We start from the raw sequence: 15,983 nt of genomic DNA, 5'->3' as shown, positions 1-15,983 counted from the left end.
ATATATCGACGATTCGACACACTATATCGACTTATCGACAAAACATAACAAAAAAAGACGTGCACTTATTGCACGTCTTTTTTTATTCTCCTATATAATTGATATATACACTGTATAGGAGGATAGAACTTTGCTAGTAGAACTAAAGGGAATTCAAAAGAAGTATGGCAAATCACTTATACTAGACAAGATTGATTTATCCATTCCAGAAGGAGAAGCACTCGCCATTATTGGCGGGAACGGGACTGGAAAAAGTACTCTACTCAAAATAATTGCAGGCTTTATTTCACCTACGGCAGGGACAATTCAAAGGAAAGAACATATACAAATCGGCTATGTACCTGAGCATTTTCCTGAAGGGATTCGTTTTACATTAGAGGATTATCTATTTCATCTCGGCCGCATTCACGGTTTATCAACAAAATATGTAAAAGATAAAATTCCGCTGCTTCTTGAAAGGTTTCATTTACTTCATGCAAGACATTCCGTTGTACGAAACTTTTCAAAAGGTATGAAACAAAAAACAGGCATTATGCAAGCGTTACTTACGGACGTACATTTATTAATTTTAGACGAACCGCTTTCTGGGCTCGATCCTAACTCTCAGCAAGAATTAGAACATATTTTACTCTCATTAAAACAACAAGGTATATCCGTGTTATTTACATGTCACGAAAAACAACTATTAGAAAACTTCGCTGATAGAATTGTGACGTTAGCAAATCATACAATCACAGAAAATATCTCTGCACAAAAAGGAGCAGAACAAGTCTATATTGAAGCAATTGTTCACGAAACATTTTCAGCGATAGAACTACAAAAACAATCCGGTTTTATACACGTTGCACACAATTCAAATCAAAACCTTATTCAATTACAAATCGAAAAAGAATATACAAACGAAATGCTTCAGTTTTTATTACATAAAAAAGCATCTATCACACTGCTACAACCTAACTTTTAAATCGAAAGAAGGTTCATTATGTTTGCCCTTATTCGTTATCACTTTCTCGACTATACAAAATCGTATAAGTACGTCCCTCCTATTGCGATGTACTTTATGAGCTTACTTTTTGTATATGCATATAAACCGACTCCTATTGTACCGACATATTTAGAAACAGCTCTCGCGCTTTATTTATTATCTGCCTGGATTACAGTTACAATTTTTCATACGGAAGACCCTGTACAAGAGCAAATCACTATTTCACATACAAATAACATTTCCGCATTATACGTTGGTAAATATATTACGGCTCTTCTCATTTGTACTGTATTATCTTTTATATCCGTAATCTATCCCATTATTTTGCAAATGTTTAATGAGAAAATGACAGCTTCTTTATTTCTAGTCGGATTTCTCTCTCACATGTCTTTCTCTATACTAGGAATTTCAATCGCAACATTATTTACTAGAAATACGATTCAAAAAGCAGGCACTGCTTGGCTTAGCCTTACATTTATATTGCTTATAACGATTGCATCTATCCGGTTTAAAAAAGAGTTCTTATGGTTTTTACCACCTGTCGAAAGCTTTCTAATGCTTGGACAATACAAATATAATATACTGACTCACACGCTATGGCTGACAGCATGGGCTATCGTATATTCATTTTTATTATTTACCTTATTTCTTTTTATCGTTCGCAAAAAACGTTTTTAATTACATATGAAAGGAGACGAAACAATGATTGGAATACTAGCAGGAATGGGGCCAAAATCAACTGGACCATTCGTCGATACAGTTGTAGCAGAGTGCCAAACAATATACGGAGCAAAGCATGACATGGACTTTCCTCATATGATGATCTATTCGTGCCAAACACCGTTTTACATGGATCGCCCTATTGATCATGAAGCGATGAAAAAAGCGATTATTGAAGGAGCACAAAAACTCGAGAGTACTGGCGCAAGCTTTATCGCTATGCCGTGCAATACAGCGCATCTTTATTTTGAAGAATTACAGCAATCTCTTTCTATTCCTATTTTGAATATAGTTGATGAAACGTTACAAGCGATTCCTGAAACTGCAAAAAGAGTCGCTCTTCTTGCAACAGAAGCTACTGTTCAAGCTGGTATTTACCAAGATGGGATTGCAAAGCGGAATATAGAATACATTCATCATGAAACATGGCAGGAAATGATTAATCAAATTATTACTTGTATTAAATCTGGAGAGATTGAAAAAGCTCACGAATTGTGGAATACGCTCGTTTTACAATTGAGAGATGAAGTCGATACCGCAATTATTGCATGTACCGATTTGAATGTGGTGGCGAATGAGGATTTTGTTGATTCCTCTCAATGTCTTGCGAAAGCGGTTGTTAGGATGTATCTATCAAATACAAAGAGATCTTCATAAACATAGAAAACATCACTTTTGAAATGTGTTTTTTGTTTGATAAAAATCCCCAAAACTTTTAACTTTCTTCACAATTCTTTCAAAGTAATCACACTTAATCCCGCTATATTAAATAAGTAGTTATTCATATAGGGAAGGTTAGGGGAACAAAGAGTATGAAAGTAAATCGTTCGCTTCATTATATTTTTTGGCGTTGGCATTTTTATGCTGGGCTTTTTATTACGCCGCTTCTTATTACTTTGTCACTGAGCGGAATTGGGTATTTATTTCGGGAAGAGGTTGAAGATTACATCTATAAAGATTTATATTTTGGGAAGAGCGCCCAAACAGAATCTATTTCGATGGCTGATTCTATTTCCTTAACAGAGAAAAAATATCCACATTATAGTGTGGCGAAAATTAGTGAGTTTGATGGGGATTATAATACGAGACTTACGATTGCAAATGAGTATACTGGACAACAAAAATATGTGTATTTAGATAGTAATAATCAAATTGTTGGGGATCAAAACGCAAGTGAAACGTTTGCCAATATTATGAGGGAATTACATAGTTCTCTTTTAGTTGGTGGCACTGTCGTTAACTATACGGTAGAACTTGCGGCATGCTGGACAATCTTTTTAATTGTGACTGGGTTGTATATGAGTATACGCCAATTCAAAAACACACCGGCATCCAATAAGAGAGAAAAAGCAAAACGACGTCATTCTATTATCGGTATTATATTTACAATTCCTCTCGTTTTGTTAGTTGCATCTGGATTGCCGTGGTCAGGATTTATGGGTAACCAAATTTATAAAATTGCATCGTCAAATGAATCACTCGGATATCCAAAATTGTATATGGCACCTCCTGAATCGCAGGTAAAAGAATTGCCGTGGGCAACTAGAAAAGAAGCACCTCCTGAATCGAATTCAAATGAGCCAAAAGCAATTTCTGTCGATGAATTGCGAAACGGAATTAAAATAAAGAAACCATATGTTATTTCACTACCAGCTGATCCGAAAGGTGTGTTCACCGTTTCGAAATCGAGCGGTTCTGGTATTACAGGTATGGATGTCGCACCAAATGAAGAAATAACAGCTTACTTTGATCAATATAGTGGAGAGCTCATTTCCAAAACGGACTACCGCGATTATGGCTTATTTGCACAATGGTTCACTTACGGTATCCCGCTTCACGAAGGTCATTTATTCGGATGGCCAAATAAAATATTATGCTTACTAACGACATTATCTTTATTACTTCTTATTTATTACGGAATAAAAATGTGGTTAGCAAGAAAGCCGAAAGGAAAATTAGCAGCACCACCAAAACAAAGAGATAAGAAAAGCATAATCGTTTTCTTTATCATGATGGTTATACTAGGCGCTGTCATGCCTTTATTCGGATTGTCTGTTTTAGTTATTTTTGCGATTGAACTTCTTATATATGTATTTTCCAAAATACGATCATAATGAAAAAGCATTTGTACTCCCATGTACAAATGCTTTTTATTTACTATTTTCTTTTTTTCTACTACTTATTAAAAAAACAATATCTACTATAATAATTGCGCCAATTATTACTTGTGGTACGTAATCCATTATAGTAGGACCACTCGGCCTATTCATCATCATATACATTCCAGTTACAAATGAAATGGAGAGTAGCACGAGTAATGTTATTTCAATATGGTCATATAGCTTTTGAAACAATTGCTTCATTTCGCCACCACCTTTACCATATTACAACAAAAAACCACTCTACATGAGTGGTTTTCTTCATCACTGCGCCGTTTTCTTTCGGTACATCTTCCCGTTCCAATAGAAGAATCGTGAAGTGAGACCACCGTATTTTACAATGCGCCGTGCCATTTTGTGCATATTCTTTTGTGCTGATACTTTTTGGTCTGATAAATAAATACCAAGTAATCCTCGGCTTATGAGACGATGAAACTTCGCATGAGGCAAATCACCAATGCTTTTCTCTGCTTCTTCTACAAAATGTTTCATACGATCTAATATAGCTTGCTCATTTTCGTAATAACTACAGAAATTCAAATCCCCGCCAGCGCGGTCTTCTTCTTGATCGATGAAATAATCAAGTAAAATATGAAGCCCTTGTACGTAAGGGAAATATCCTTGTCTAATTTTCGCAATATCTTCATCATGTAATTCATCATGAAAGGCATATGCGACAAGACAGAAGATTCCAAGCGTAGAACCGGCACATGCTGAAAATTCAAACCAACTCATCTCCGGTAAGTTTTCTTTATGTGCTTCAAACCATGTTTGTAATCGTGGTTCTCTTTCTTCTAATTTCACATGTTTATGAATTTGCAGATCACAATAATAACAAGCAAGTTCATGAAGAATAGGAGCAATTTTGTCATAGTGCTTCGTTTTCTTTAAAACATCTTGGCATGTTTCAACAAGTTCATCTAAATAACCACCATCATCTTGATCATCACGATAGCGATAATAATTACCGCCACCTTCTACTTCAGGTGATAATGCCATTAACATAGATTCATGCAGTGCGGCAAAATCATTCGGATCAAGTGATGTACTGCGATCACATAAATTATCTAAGTAGTCACTAATCGTTTGATATGCGACGATAAAACGAATACATTCCTCACGGTGTTCATTTGCTAATAGTGCTAAAATGCCACCGCCTTCGCAATGAAACGTTTTATGCTCAATACTTGCGATTGCCTGACTATGAAGCTCATCATTCGGAATATGGTAGGCACGCTCTTTCCACATCGCTAGCTCATGGTGTACAACCGGAAACACATCACGGTATACTTTCGCCATGAGCGTTATGGGATTACTCGGTACGTTCACTTCTTCCTTCATCTCCTCTATTCAATGTACAAATAATTTACTTATTTGTTTCTATTATGTTATTGATGCGTATTTCAGTAAATGACTGAATATAATTCAAAATTTCATCACGCTCATACTCATTTAATAACTCATGATAACAATTCGGCCATTCTTTAAAAGCCTTATCACTTATTTTAACATTATCAAACCAAGTGCGGACACGTGTTTTATCTACAAGTTTATCCTCACATGCTTGCATTAGCAAGAGCGGAACATCTGGAAAATCATCTATTTTTTTATGAGCGATTTCAATAGACTTAATCAATTCACTATACCAACGTACTGATACTTTGCGCAAGAACAATGAATCGTTCTCCATCGCATCTCTCACTTCATGATTACGCGTTGACATTTCCACTGTAAGATTCGTTGCAAATTGTAACTTCGGAGCGATAATATTTAATATTTTTGAGGCAGCTTGAAGCGGTGCAGAAGGTCCAGCTAATACACCTAAACATGGCGAACTTAAAATAATGCCGTCTACATCTTCTCTCTTCGTTTCTTGCATCATACGAATGACAATAAGACCACCCATACTATGACCAAATAGAAAAATAGGTAACCGATACTTTCTTGCCTCTTTCACCCATAATTTAACTTCCTCTATGTATTCATCAAACGAATCAATATGTCCTCTATTTCTTGAAGTCGTTCCATGTGACGGAAGGTCCCCCATCACGACATGATAGCCGATATGATTCCACATTTCCGCAACGGCTTCATAGCGTCCGTGATATTCCATTGCGCCGTGCACGATAACGATTACAGCCTTTGCTTCTTCAGCTTCATAATTCCACATACGGCTCTCCTCCATTTCACTCTTTTTCATAATTTGGTACACTGAAACTAGTCTCTAGGAAAGGAAGGCTTTACATGATATATCCTTACAAAGAAAAAAATCCGAAAATTGCGAGTAGTGCTTTTATCGCTGACTATGTTACCATTACAGGCGATGTCTCAATTGGCGAGGAATCAAGTATTTGGTTTAATACAGTCATCCGCGGTGATGTGTCACCAACAATTATTGGAGACCGCGTAAATGTACAAGATCAATGTACACTCCACCAAAGCCCACAGTATCCTCTTATTTTAGAAGATGATGTAACAATTGGGCATCAAGTCATTTTACATAGCTGCCATATTAAGAAAGATGCTTTAATTGGAATGGGATCTATTATATTAGATGGTGCTGAAATTGGCGAAGGAGCCTTTATCGGTGCTGGAAGCTTCGTTTCACAAGGAAAGAAAATCCCGCCGAATACATTAGCTTTCGGTCGTCCAGCGAAAGTCGTTCGTGAGTTAACAGAAGAAGACCGTAAAGACATGGAGCGAATTCGCACGCAATACGTTGAAAAAGGCCAATATTATAAATCACTACAAAAATGATTTTACTGCTGCCATAATACTGGCAGCTTTTTTATATAAAATCTAACTTTTTCTTTACAAAACATTATTACTCGCTCAACAAAATCTTATTAAAATAGAAGCTAATATCTCCATATATATGTAAACGAGGGAGGAGAATTTTCATGAAGGTCAGTGGACTGTATAAAATAGAATGTTACATTTTCAAAGGAATTAACCGCTACTTTGATCAAAAAACGTTAAATATCTTTTTCAGCAATATTACTCATATCGGTGGCGCGACTTTCTCTATCGCACTCACACTGTTCTTTTTAATTTTCGCAGATGGAACTTTGCATCAAGCTGCAATTGCAACTGCTATTTCGCTAGCAATTAGCCATATTCCTGTGCAAATATTAAAAAGATGGTATCCACGAAAACGTCCTTATTTAACAATTCAGGATGCAAAATATCCAGTCCATCCATTACAAGACCACTCTTTCCCGTCTGGTCACACAACAGCCGTTTTCTCTGTCTTTATTCCATTTATTTGCTATAATCCAAGCTTACTTATTTTCCTATTACCGTTAGCATTATGCGTCGGTATTTCGCGCATTTATTTAGGGCTTCACTATCCGTCTGATGTATTCGTCGGTATGTGCCTCGGTACTTGCTCTGGCATCATCTCTTTTTATCAATTCATCCCACTTTTCACATAAAGGAGTGATATGATGAGAGTCGCCATTTTTACCGATACTTTTACGCCACAAGTGAACGGGGTTGCGAAAACGTTAGAGCGGTTAACACGATATTTTCAGAAAGAAAAAATCGCCTATTCTGTTTTCGCGCCTCAGCATACAGCTGAAGATAATTTCGTAGCGAATGTGAACAAGATGAGAAGTATCCCGTTAACAATATTATATCCAGAATGTCGCTTTTCTTTTCCTACTCCGCGCATTAGACGAGAACTTCTTTCCTTTAAACCTGACATGATTCACATTGCTACACCTTTCAACATGGGACTTTGTGGATTGTATTATGCGAAAAAGTTAAACATCCCAGTTGTCGGTTCTTATCATACTGATTTCGATGCTTATTTACGTTATTACAAAATCGAATTCCTCTCTAATATGCTTTGGAATTATTTAAAGTGGTTTCATAGTCATATGCAAAAAAATTTTGTCCCCTCTCCTGAAACATTACATCAATTAAAACATAAAGGCTTTCAGGCTCTCTCTATTTGGGGACGGGGTGTAGATTGCAATCTTTTTCATCCAGCTTACAATACAGACCTATTCCGGAAAAAATATAATATTACAGCGAAGTATGTCCTTTCCTATGTTGGACGGATTGCCCCTGAAAAAGATATTGATACGTTGCAAAATCTTATCGTTAAATCAGCGCATACTCGAAACGATATTCATTGGCTTATAGCAGGAGACGGTCCTCTATCAACAAGTCTTCGTGAAGCTGTTCCGAAAACAAATGTCACGTTTACTGGCTATTTACAAGGCGGGGATTTAGCTGAAGCATATGCTTGTTCTAACATGATGGTATTTCCATCAGCTACTGAAACATTTGGAAATGTTGTACTTGAATCGCTTGCATGCGGTACACCTGTCATTGGTGCAAATAGTGGCGGGGTTAAAAATATTATTACAGATGGAAAAACGGGAGTTCTTTGTCCCCCCAAAAATGAGGACGCATTTCTATCATCCATTTATTTTTTATTGCAAAATGAAGAAAAACTTAAGCAGATGGGAATAGCAGCTTTATCTTATGCGAAATCAAAAAGCTGGGATGAGATCTTTCGTGGCTTGCTTAACCAATATGAGGAAGTGCTTCAGCATAACGCATCAGAGTTACTTGCTTAAATAGAAAAACTCCCTTCAAAAAACGAAGGGAGTTTATTATACAATTGTAAAATTTACCTAAACAAATGATACACAAGGTGAAATATCATATTATTTCTATATTCATTATAACAAAAACAAACATAAACAAATAGGCTTGTAATAAAAACCCATAAAAATTAATATATGGTTATACAGTATTTTACTCTGTATAGTGATTTTAAGAATTCCCCTTAAAATCAACTTACTCACATACCTTTATACAGTAATTGTTCCCCAATTTCTGTATACCAAAAAACCTTTCATTCATTTGAAAGGTCTTTTTGAGCCTGCACATATTCTTCTTTCGTATTTACATTGATAAACCAATCCGCATTTGCTTGTACATCTTCACCAGCAATATATTTCACATTACATTGTGATAAAAGCTGAACCATACTTCTTTTTTCTTCTTGAAGCAAAGCATAAATCTTTTCTTTCACGCGGTTATGGTACGCTGCAAGTAACGGCTGTTTTCTTCCATTAATGATAGGTACAACTGCATCATATTCATTACTCGTTTGCCCTAATAAAATGGTGAACCACTCATGCGAAACATTTGGCGCATCACATGGCATAATAGCGTACCAATCTGCTTCTATATATTCCATACCTGATACAATTCCAGCAAGTGGCCCGTTCCCTTTATAGTGCGGAATGTCTTCTATAACAGGCACTTGTACGAGTTTCTCTACTCGCTCTTTTATATCAGAATGACTAATGACTACAACTTCTTGGAGCGTGCTTGTCATCACTTTCAAAATATGCTCAATAAACGTACTACCTTGCCAACTCGCTAGCGCTTTCGGCTCACCGAATCTACTCGACATACCACCTGCTAATACAATTCCAGCATACTTACTCATTGGCGATGCAGCTCAAATGTAATATGACCTAGTTCTGGTAAAATTAATTTATTCATCGCAAGGCGAACCGCTCCGCTAGACCCTGGCATCGAAAAGACTACTTTACGCCCAATTGTGCCGCCGATCGCTCTACTTAACATGGCACTACTTCCAATATCCTCCAAATAACTAATCATGCGGAACAACTCACCAAATCCAACAATTTCTTTATGTAATAACGCTGATACTGCTTCAATTGTGACATCACGCTTCGTAATACCAGTACCGCCATTTGTTAACACAACATCTACATCTTCCCTATGATAACCAGCTAACACTGCTTGCTGAATACTTTCTTTATCATCTTTCACAATTTCATAAGAAGTCACTGTATGGCCTGCTTCTTTTAACAATTCATGTAATAGTTGACCGCTCTTATCTGTCTCTTCTGTACGTGTATCGGAAATTGTTACGATCTTGCAGCGCACTTCTTTTGGCGCTTGTTTTTTATGTTCGGTTACGCTCATTTTTTTTATCTTTCCTTTCCTAAAGGCTTTTCTTCATTTTATCATACATACCTTTACACAATTATGTATGAAGCCGATAATACACCATGATACAATATAAGTATACTAACCCACAAAAAGGAAAATGCATTTTCTTCTACTCCTAGACTACACATCTTAAGCTACCCTTTATATTTTCTTTCTAATGGAATTCAATTTTAAAACTTGTACTAAAAAATAAATCGGAGGTCTACATATTATGGAACTTTATAAAAAATTAACAACAACATTCATCCTCTTATTTATCGCTTCCATCACTGTCGGCTTTTCTCTAAAAGGAGCAATCCCATACGCGACATTGGTGAGCATTATATTTGCGACACTATTTTTACTAAGCAGTGCTTTTTGCGCGGGCAAAGCACGTCAAATGAAAGGTTGATTACATATGTTCCAGAAGAAACCAATCCTTTGTAAATCATGTGAAAAGGAAATACAAACGTATGAAAAGGCTTGGATTCATATGCCATTTCCAGCAAGTGGCATGACGAATATGAGAAAGTATATTGAACTAGAAGGAGAGATTTATTGTAGCTCGTGTGTTGAAATAATGAACAAAAAATAGTAAATACAAAAGGGGGACTTACATTGTTTGAATCAAACCGTATCCAGTTACGAAAATTTTCCGAAGATGATATTCTAACATATTATAAATGGCATAATGATATAGACGTTATGAGTTCAACTACTCTCACTCTTGATAAATATTCCCTTCAAGACACAGAAAAACTTTGCCAACAATTTATTCATTCTTCGGACTCTAAAAGCTATATCATTGAAGAAAAAGCTACGCATCTTTCAATTGGTATTACTTCTTTAATTCATATTGATTCGTATAATCGAAACGCTGAATGTATTATTGATATTGGTAACAAGGATTACTGGGGGCAAGGTTATGGGAAGGAAGCTTTCACCTTATTATTGGATTATGCATTTTTAGAATTAAATTTACATCGCCTTTCTTTACGAGTATTTTCTTTTAACGATAGAGCAATTAAATTATATAAATCGCTCGGTTTTCAACATGAAGGAACTTGTAAAGAAGCTATATTCCGCAATGGCACTTGGCATGACATTGAACTCTTCGCTTTATTCCAACGTAATTATATATAAAAAAAGCTTTGCGCTCACTGCGCAAAGCTTTTTTTCATATATTATAGACCAGCTTGCTCTTTTAAAGCTGCAGCTTTGTCTGTACGTTCCCATGATAGATCTACATCAGTACGTCCGAAGTGGCCGTAAGCTGCTGTTTGTTTGTAAATTGGGCGACGTAAGTCTAGCATTTTAATAATACCAGCTGGGCGAAGATCGAAGTTGTTACGAACTAGTTCTACTAGTACGTCTTCAGATACTTTACCAGTGCCGAATGTATCAACTGAAATTGATACTGGTTGCGCTACACCGATTGCGTATGCAAGTTGTACTTCTGCTTTTTCAGCAAGACCAGCTGCTACGATGTTTTTCGCAACATAACGAGCTGCATATGCTGCAGAACGGTCAACTTTCGTTGCATCTTTACCAGAGAATGCACCGCCACCGTGGCGAGCGTATCCACCGTAAGTATCAACGATGATTTTACGTCCTGTTAAACCAGCATCACCTTGTGGTCCACCAATTACGAAGCGGCCAGTTGGGTTAATGAAGAATTTCGTTTCTCCATCGATTAATTCTGCTGGTACTACAGCTTTAATTACGTGCTCTTTTAAGTCGCGATCGATTTCTTCCCATGTAACATCTGGGTGATGTTGTGTAGAAATTACGATAGTATCAACACGTACTGGTTTACCATTTTCATCATACTCAACTGTAACTTGCGTTTTTCCATCCGGACGTAGGTATGATAATGTATCATTTTTACGTACTTCAGTTAAACGGCGAGCTAATTTGTGAGCAAGCGAGATTGGAAGTGGCATTAACTCTTGTGTTTCATTACATGCGAAACCAAACATTAAACCTTGGTCTCCTGCACCAATTGCCTCAATCTCAGCGTCAGTCATTTGACCTTCGCGTGCTTCTAGCGCTTGGTCAACACCCATAGCGATGTCAGCAGATTGCTCATCGATAGATGTTAAAACTGCACAAGTTTCTGCATCGAATCCGTATTTTGCGCGTGTGTAACCAATGCCTTGAATTGTTTCACGAACGATTTTTGGAATATCTACGTAAGTAGAAGTCGTAATTTCCCCCGCTACCAATACTAAACCAGTTGTTACAGTTGTTTCACAAGCTACACGTGCATTTGCGTCTTTTGATAAGATCGCATCTAAAATTGAATCAGAAATTTGGTCACAAATTTTATCTGGATGTCCTTCAGTTACAGACTCAGATGTGAACAGATGACGTTTTTTTGTCATGTGGTAAACCTCCCTACAGTAATTGTATATATTGTACGGAACTCATCCTTAATTTGCCACAGATTGCGACATACATTTATTCTCCCACACAAGCATACAGAAAAACCTTTCCTACATAATAGAGAGGAAAGGTTTAATTTGCTACTTGCATACTGCTTTTTGCCCTTCGCTCTTATCGTTCGAGACCTGTAGCCTCGCACAGGTTTTAGCACCTATTCACCTGTATTTACCACTACAAGTGAGGTTGCTGGGCTTCATCGGGCCTGTCCCTCCGCCAGCTCGGGATAAGAGAGTATCCGTCCCAACCTATACTAAAGAAATGATATTCATTTGTCAATTAATATTCACATTTTCGTGAAAGTTTTTCTCAATGCGCCTAAAATGAAATATTAATAAGGAAATAATGTATTCACACAAACAAAAAGAAATAAATAGTATACATTATTTATATAATTGTGTTATACTCTTGTTGGGGATTACGAGAAATATTTCATTAAATGAAAAGGATGGTATATAAATATGAGTACTGTGAATGTCCAAATTGGTTTACACGAATTATTGAACGGAAGCAATGCACAGATTCAACTAAGTGTTCCGCAATTAGTGGAAAAAGTATTAATGCGAAATGAAGGGAAATTAACTTCGACTGGTGCCGTTTCTGCTTCAACTGGAAAATATACAGGACGTTCTCCTAAAGATAAATTTATTGTGAAAGAAGCATCGGTTGCTGACAAAATTGCTTGGGGAGCAGTAAACCAACCGATTTCTGAAGAACATTTTAATAAATTATATACGAAAGTTTTAGAATACTTAAAAGAGAAAGAAGAGTTATTCGTCTTCAAAGGATTTGCAGGCGCTGACCGCAATTACCGCCTACCAATTCAAGTTATTAATGAATATGCATGGCACAATTTATTTGTACATCAACTATTCATTCGTCCAACTGAAGAAGAATTAACAACTCATGAATCAGAGTTCACAATTGTTTCTGCACCGAATTTCAAAGCTGATCCAGCTGTTGACGGTACAAACTCTGAAGCATTCATTATGGTTTCATTCGAAAAACGTATCGTACTAATTGGTGGTACAGAATACGCTGGAGAAATGAAAAAATCAATCTTCTCTATTATGAACTTCTTATTACCTGAACAAGATATTCTTTCTATGCATTGCTCTGCAAACGTAGGTGAAGAAGGCGATGTAGCATTATTCTTCGGTTTATCTGGAACAGGTAAAACAACATTATCTGCTGATCCAAACCGTAAATTAATCGGTGATGATGAGCACGGTTGGTCTGATAACGGTGTATTCAATATTGAAGGCGGTTGCTACGCGAAATGTGTAAACCTTTCTCACGAGAAAGAACCACAAATTTTCGATGCAATCACATTTGGATCTGTTTTAGAAAACGTTATCATTAATGACCAAACGCGTATCGCAGACTATAACGATACTACTTTAACAGAAAATACTCGTGCTGCATACCCTATGCATGCGATCGACAATATCGTACTGCCAAGTGTTGCAGGACACCCAAATACAATTATCTTCTTAACTGCTGATGCATCTGGCGTATTGCCTCCAATCAGTAAGTTATCAAAAGAACAAGCTATGTATCACTTCTTAAGTGGTTACACTAGTAAACTAGCAGGAACAGAGCGCGGTGTTACATCTCCGCAAGCAACATTCTCAACTTGCTTCGGTTCACCATTCTTACCACTTGATGCATCTCGCTATGCTGAAATGCTTGGTGAGAAAATCGAGAAACACGATGCGAAAGTATTCTTAGTAAACACTGGCTGGACTGGTGGCGAATACGGCGTTGGTAAACGTATGAACTTAGGTTACACTCGTGCAATGATTCAAGCAGCATTAAGCGGTGAACTTGCGAAAACTGAAACAGCTAAACATGACATCTTCGGTCTTGAAGTTCCACTTCACGTACCAGGTGTACCTGACGAAGTGTTAATGCCTGAACAAACTTGGGCTGATAAAGCTGCATATAAAGCTAAAGCAATCGAACTTGCAAATGAATTCAAAGCTAACTTCAAAAAGTTCGACAGCGTATCTGAAGACATTATTAACTTAGGCGGTCCAATCGCTTAAGCGCAAACTTTCTGTTGGAATAACCCTTTACTCATATGAATAAGTGTCGTGTAACCGTAAAGTTTCGCGTACTCACCGACAAAACCCAATGCGGCTTAACGGTTACACACACTTACATAAAAAAGAAGCTTACGTTTTTTACGTAAGCTTCTTTCTATAATCTTATATAAAGTAAAACGTTGATTTCTTCATCTGTGACTTAGTTTATTAATTTACATAATTTTCACTTTATAGTTATTTATTTTTAGTTTCCTATGATATAATTTACATATATAGGAAGGAGAGAAACTTATGAAAAATTTTTCTCGTACAGGAAAGATTTTATTCAGTTATGGAGCGATCCAAATGTTTTGGGGACTTGTGATGCTTAACGTTAGTTTATTTGAGCATACAAGTGAAACGATAAAATATATTATTCTAATTACCGGAATCGTTTTTTGTATTATATCCAACTTTTTTAAAGAACCTAAGAATCATACCACGAAGTGATTTCACGTTAACTTATTGGAAGCAAAAACCTGTATTTTATGCAATGTTTCGCTTCCTGTTATACTATCCATTATCGTATCCCTTATTCCAGAGTAAATCCATTTTCACACAGACAAATCACGGCTTCGAATATATAAATTATATCCCTACTCGCTACATATCTCTGGTTTCACATCGCATGGGGTAAAACAGGCTCTGACCGCTTCTAGCCATGGCTGGATCATCTATCCCATCTAAAAAGAAGCTTTTTATCTTTTTAGCTCTTTGTTAATTCTTTCTCATCTTTCATACTATAGTATCCTAAATTCACAACAATTAAGAAATAACCGCCCATAATCCCTACTGCAAATGCCCACATCACCATATGGTGCTCAATTTCGTACATAATAATAGCGCCTAAAATAGCAGCGGCAAAACGATTAAACATACCGAGCGTCGGCGCTTTCGTTTTCTTTACGATACTATCTCCAAGCTTCTCAATTCGTCTCCCTAAAAGCCAAACGCAATACATACTTACGATAAGTCCAATTCCTGCACCTAAAAAATGTGCTGAAAACGGCGTTACCATCCAGCCTAGTAAAAGAATACCTAGTATATAATACGATTGAATTTTAAACGACCTTAATGACATACTAATCATGATGTTCTCCTCTTCCGTAATTTTTATCTATCCAACAATAAATTTTTTCAAGTTTATACTGCTTACATTCATTTCACTCAAATTAAAAACAACATAAACGGTATGTTTATGTTGTTTAAATATTTTTAGAAAATAATATTATACAAGATTTCAAAGATCATCCCCCCCATAATTTGTGACGTTTTTTCAAACATTTTTCGTCCATTTATGAAAAAATTGATATCAATCTATGAACATACGGATATGATGTAATAAGTACACAAATAAAGGGGGCGTCTAATGATTTATTTTTTAATGGCTCTCATTCACCTCATTATCCCTGCACTTATTGGACTTTCATTGTATTGGTACACGAAGAACCATAGTATTTTCTACGCTGTCCTCGGTGTCCTTCTTCCTGGTATTATTCTGATTACTCTCTTCCGTATTCCATTTTTAAACTTAATTCCACTTATTACTGCGATCTTATTTCTCGTCTTCTTACCAAAAATAAAAAAATAGGAAAGCAGATCATA

20 protein-coding genes and 1 riboswitch are annotated in these 15,983 nt (G+C 36.5%); of the genes, 13 read left to right on the top strand and 7 right to left on the bottom strand.

Features of this window, described 5'->3' with window-relative positions:
* Positions 1–130: 130 nt before the first annotated feature.
* The 4 genes from RCJ96_RS00760 to RCJ96_RS00745 all read left to right on the top strand — a co-directional run bounded on the left by RCJ96_RS00760 (position 131) and on the right by RCJ96_RS00745 (position 3,819).
* Positions 131–964, top strand: coding sequence for an ABC transporter ATP-binding protein (locus RCJ96_RS00760; RefSeq protein WP_074610482.1), 834 nt, complete (start codon positions 131–133; stop codon positions 962–964).
* Positions 965–982: 18 nt separating this feature from the next.
* Positions 983–1,663: an ABC transporter permease gene (locus RCJ96_RS00755; RefSeq protein WP_139872601.1), complete on the top strand. Its 681-nt coding sequence runs from the start codon at positions 983–985 to the stop codon at positions 1,661–1,663.
* A gap of 24 nt (positions 1,664–1,687) precedes the next feature.
* On the top strand, positions 1,688–2,362 hold the full coding sequence (locus RCJ96_RS00750) for an aspartate/glutamate racemase family protein (RefSeq protein ID WP_416504477.1): 675 nt from the start codon (positions 1,688–1,690) through the stop codon (positions 2,360–2,362).
* Positions 2,363–2,517: 155 nt separating this feature from the next.
* Complete coding sequence (locus tag RCJ96_RS00745; RefSeq protein WP_270796645.1) at positions 2,518–3,819, top strand: PepSY-associated TM helix domain-containing protein; 1,302 nt, start codon at positions 2,518–2,520, stop codon at positions 3,817–3,819.
* Between the two features lie 36 nt (positions 3,820–3,855).
* Here RCJ96_RS00745 and RCJ96_RS00740 read toward each other — a convergent pair whose 3' ends face one another.
* Genes RCJ96_RS00740 through RCJ96_RS00730 form a run of 3 tightly spaced genes read right to left on the bottom strand, consistent with a single transcriptional unit; the run spans position 3,856 to position 6,034 of the window.
* Positions 3,856–4,068 (bottom strand): hypothetical protein, encoded by a 213-nt coding sequence (locus tag RCJ96_RS00740; RefSeq protein WP_270796646.1) that lies wholly within the window; start codon positions 4,066–4,068, stop codon positions 3,856–3,858.
* 60 nt (positions 4,069–4,128) lie between these two features.
* The gene (locus RCJ96_RS00735) at positions 4,129–5,193 is read right to left on the bottom strand and encodes a tetraprenyl-beta-curcumene synthase family protein (protein WP_001102453.1); all 1,065 of its coding nucleotides are present in this window, start codon (positions 5,191–5,193) and stop codon (positions 4,129–4,131) included.
* 37 nt (positions 5,194–5,230) lie between these two features.
* On the bottom strand, positions 5,231–6,034 hold the full coding sequence (locus RCJ96_RS00730) for an alpha/beta hydrolase (protein WP_000267412.1): 804 nt from the start codon (positions 6,032–6,034) through the stop codon (positions 5,231–5,233).
* A gap of 74 nt (positions 6,035–6,108) precedes the next feature.
* Here RCJ96_RS00730 and RCJ96_RS00725 point away from each other — a divergent pair, with 74 nt between their 5' ends.
* The 3 genes from RCJ96_RS00725 to RCJ96_RS00715 all read left to right on the top strand — a co-directional run bounded on the left by RCJ96_RS00725 (position 6,109) and on the right by RCJ96_RS00715 (position 8,453).
* On the top strand, positions 6,109–6,621 hold the full coding sequence (locus RCJ96_RS00725; RefSeq protein WP_270796647.1) for a gamma carbonic anhydrase: 513 nt from the start codon (positions 6,109–6,111) through the stop codon (positions 6,619–6,621).
* Positions 6,622–6,764: 143 nt separating this feature from the next.
* Complete coding sequence (locus RCJ96_RS00720) at positions 6,765–7,298, top strand: phosphatase PAP2 family protein (RefSeq protein ID WP_074610495.1); 534 nt, start codon at positions 6,765–6,767, stop codon at positions 7,296–7,298.
* 12 nt (positions 7,299–7,310) lie between these two features.
* Positions 7,311–8,453, top strand: a complete 1,143-nt coding sequence (locus RCJ96_RS00715) for a glycosyltransferase family 4 protein (RefSeq protein WP_074610497.1) — start codon at positions 7,311–7,313, stop codon at positions 8,451–8,453.
* Positions 8,454–8,734: 281 nt separating this feature from the next.
* Here RCJ96_RS00715 and RCJ96_RS00710 read toward each other — a convergent pair whose 3' ends face one another.
* Positions 8,735–9,337, bottom strand: a complete 603-nt coding sequence (locus tag RCJ96_RS00710) for a molybdenum cofactor guanylyltransferase (RefSeq protein WP_074610499.1) — start codon at positions 9,335–9,337, stop codon at positions 8,735–8,737.
* Positions 9,334–9,843: a MogA/MoaB family molybdenum cofactor biosynthesis protein gene (locus tag RCJ96_RS00705; protein WP_000117134.1), complete on the bottom strand. Its 510-nt coding sequence runs from the start codon at positions 9,841–9,843 to the stop codon at positions 9,334–9,336. Before RCJ96_RS00705 ends, RCJ96_RS00710 begins: the two co-directional genes overlap by 4 nt.
* A 238-nt stretch (positions 9,844–10,081) precedes the next feature.
* Here RCJ96_RS00705 and RCJ96_RS00700 point away from each other — a divergent pair, with 238 nt between their 5' ends.
* Genes RCJ96_RS00700 through RCJ96_RS00690 form a run of 3 tightly spaced genes read left to right on the top strand, consistent with a single transcriptional unit; the run spans position 10,082 to position 10,992 of the window.
* Positions 10,082–10,261 (top strand): hypothetical protein, encoded by a 180-nt coding sequence (locus RCJ96_RS00700; RefSeq protein ID WP_000424797.1) that lies wholly within the window; start codon positions 10,082–10,084, stop codon positions 10,259–10,261.
* Between the two features lie 6 nt (positions 10,262–10,267).
* The gene (locus RCJ96_RS00695) at positions 10,268–10,444 is read left to right on the top strand and encodes a hypothetical protein (RefSeq protein ID WP_000486783.1); all 177 of its coding nucleotides are present in this window, start codon (positions 10,268–10,270) and stop codon (positions 10,442–10,444) included.
* A 23-nt stretch (positions 10,445–10,467) separates the two neighbouring features.
* Complete coding sequence (locus RCJ96_RS00690) at positions 10,468–10,992, top strand: GNAT family N-acetyltransferase (RefSeq protein ID WP_000464124.1); 525 nt, start codon at positions 10,468–10,470, stop codon at positions 10,990–10,992.
* Positions 10,993–11,033: 41 nt separating this feature from the next.
* Here RCJ96_RS00690 and metK read toward each other — a convergent pair whose 3' ends face one another.
* On the bottom strand, positions 11,034–12,233 hold the full coding sequence (gene metK, locus RCJ96_RS00685; protein ID WP_000163125.1) for a methionine adenosyltransferase: 1,200 nt from the start codon (positions 12,231–12,233) through the stop codon (positions 11,034–11,036).
* Positions 12,234–12,402: 169 nt separating this feature from the next.
* A riboswitch (SAM riboswitch) is annotated at positions 12,403–12,524 on the bottom strand.
* A gap of 228 nt (positions 12,525–12,752) precedes the next feature.
* Here metK and pckA point away from each other — a divergent pair.
* Together pckA and RCJ96_RS00675 are read left to right on the top strand one after the other, a co-directional pair.
* A complete protein-coding gene (gene pckA / locus RCJ96_RS00680; RefSeq protein ID WP_000108804.1) occupies positions 12,753–14,339 on the top strand; it encodes a phosphoenolpyruvate carboxykinase (ATP) in 1,587 nt (528 codons plus the stop codon).
* A gap of 291 nt (positions 14,340–14,630) precedes the next feature.
* Positions 14,631–14,828, top strand: coding sequence for a hypothetical protein (locus RCJ96_RS00675; RefSeq protein ID WP_270796651.1), 198 nt, complete (start codon positions 14,631–14,633; stop codon positions 14,826–14,828).
* 256 nt (positions 14,829–15,084) lie between these two features.
* Here the strand turns inward: RCJ96_RS00675 and RCJ96_RS00670 are convergent, their stop codons facing one another.
* The gene (locus RCJ96_RS00670) at positions 15,085–15,468 is read right to left on the bottom strand and encodes an ATP synthase subunit I (protein ID WP_000624931.1); all 384 of its coding nucleotides are present in this window, start codon (positions 15,466–15,468) and stop codon (positions 15,085–15,087) included.
* A gap of 279 nt (positions 15,469–15,747) precedes the next feature.
* Between RCJ96_RS00670 and RCJ96_RS00665 the strand changes: the two genes are divergently transcribed.
* Complete coding sequence (locus RCJ96_RS00665; RefSeq protein WP_000639043.1) at positions 15,748–15,969, top strand: hypothetical protein; 222 nt, start codon at positions 15,748–15,750, stop codon at positions 15,967–15,969.
* The last annotated feature ends 14 nt before the right edge of the window (positions 15,970–15,983 follow it).

It is taken from the genome of Bacillus sp. BSL6, assembly GCF_052928345.1.
This window is presented reverse-complemented; position numbering and strand designations above follow the sequence as displayed.

What these genes read in the sequence shown, in the direction of transcription:
- RCJ96_RS00720 (WP_074610495.1), top strand. Translation starts at nt 6,765, where the DNA reads ATGAAGGTCAGTGGACTGTATAAAATAGAATGTTACATTTTCAAAGGA.
- pckA (WP_000108804.1), top strand. Translation starts at nt 12,753, where the DNA reads ATGAGTACTGTGAATGTCCAAATTGGTTTACACGAATTATTGAACGGA.
- RCJ96_RS00755 (WP_139872601.1), top strand. Translation starts at nt 983, where the DNA reads ATGTTTGCCCTTATTCGTTATCACTTTCTCGACTATACAAAATCGTAT.
- RCJ96_RS00740 (WP_270796646.1), bottom strand. Translation starts at nt 4,068, where the DNA reads ATGAAGCAATTGTTTCAAAAGCTATATGACCATATTGAAATAACATTA.
- metK (WP_000163125.1), bottom strand. Translation starts at nt 12,233, where the DNA reads ATGACAAAAAAACGTCATCTGTTCACATCTGAGTCTGTAACTGAAGGA.
- RCJ96_RS00745 (WP_270796645.1), top strand. Translation starts at nt 2,518, where the DNA reads ATGAAAGTAAATCGTTCGCTTCATTATATTTTTTGGCGTTGGCATTTT.
- RCJ96_RS00695 (WP_000486783.1), top strand. Translation starts at nt 10,268, where the DNA reads ATGTTCCAGAAGAAACCAATCCTTTGTAAATCATGTGAAAAGGAAATA.
- RCJ96_RS00725 (WP_270796647.1), top strand. Translation starts at nt 6,109, where the DNA reads ATGATATATCCTTACAAAGAAAAAAATCCGAAAATTGCGAGTAGTGCT.
- RCJ96_RS00670 (WP_000624931.1), bottom strand. Translation starts at nt 15,468, where the DNA reads ATGATTAGTATGTCATTAAGGTCGTTTAAAATTCAATCGTATTATATA.
- RCJ96_RS00700 (WP_000424797.1), top strand. Translation starts at nt 10,082, where the DNA reads ATGGAACTTTATAAAAAATTAACAACAACATTCATCCTCTTATTTATC.
- RCJ96_RS00675 (WP_270796651.1), top strand. Translation starts at nt 14,631, where the DNA reads ATGAAAAATTTTTCTCGTACAGGAAAGATTTTATTCAGTTATGGAGCG.
- RCJ96_RS00705 (WP_000117134.1), bottom strand. Translation starts at nt 9,843, where the DNA reads ATGAGCGTAACCGAACATAAAAAACAAGCGCCAAAAGAAGTGCGCTGC.
- RCJ96_RS00710 (WP_074610499.1), bottom strand. Translation starts at nt 9,337, where the DNA reads ATGAGTAAGTATGCTGGAATTGTATTAGCAGGTGGTATGTCGAGTAGA.
- RCJ96_RS00730 (WP_000267412.1), bottom strand. Translation starts at nt 6,034, where the DNA reads ATGTGGAATTATGAAGCTGAAGAAGCAAAGGCTGTAATCGTTATCGTG.
- RCJ96_RS00715 (WP_074610497.1), top strand. Translation starts at nt 7,311, where the DNA reads ATGAGAGTCGCCATTTTTACCGATACTTTTACGCCACAAGTGAACGGG.
- RCJ96_RS00665 (WP_000639043.1), top strand. Translation starts at nt 15,748, where the DNA reads ATGATTTATTTTTTAATGGCTCTCATTCACCTCATTATCCCTGCACTT.
- RCJ96_RS00750 (WP_416504477.1), top strand. Translation starts at nt 1,688, where the DNA reads ATGATTGGAATACTAGCAGGAATGGGGCCAAAATCAACTGGACCATTC.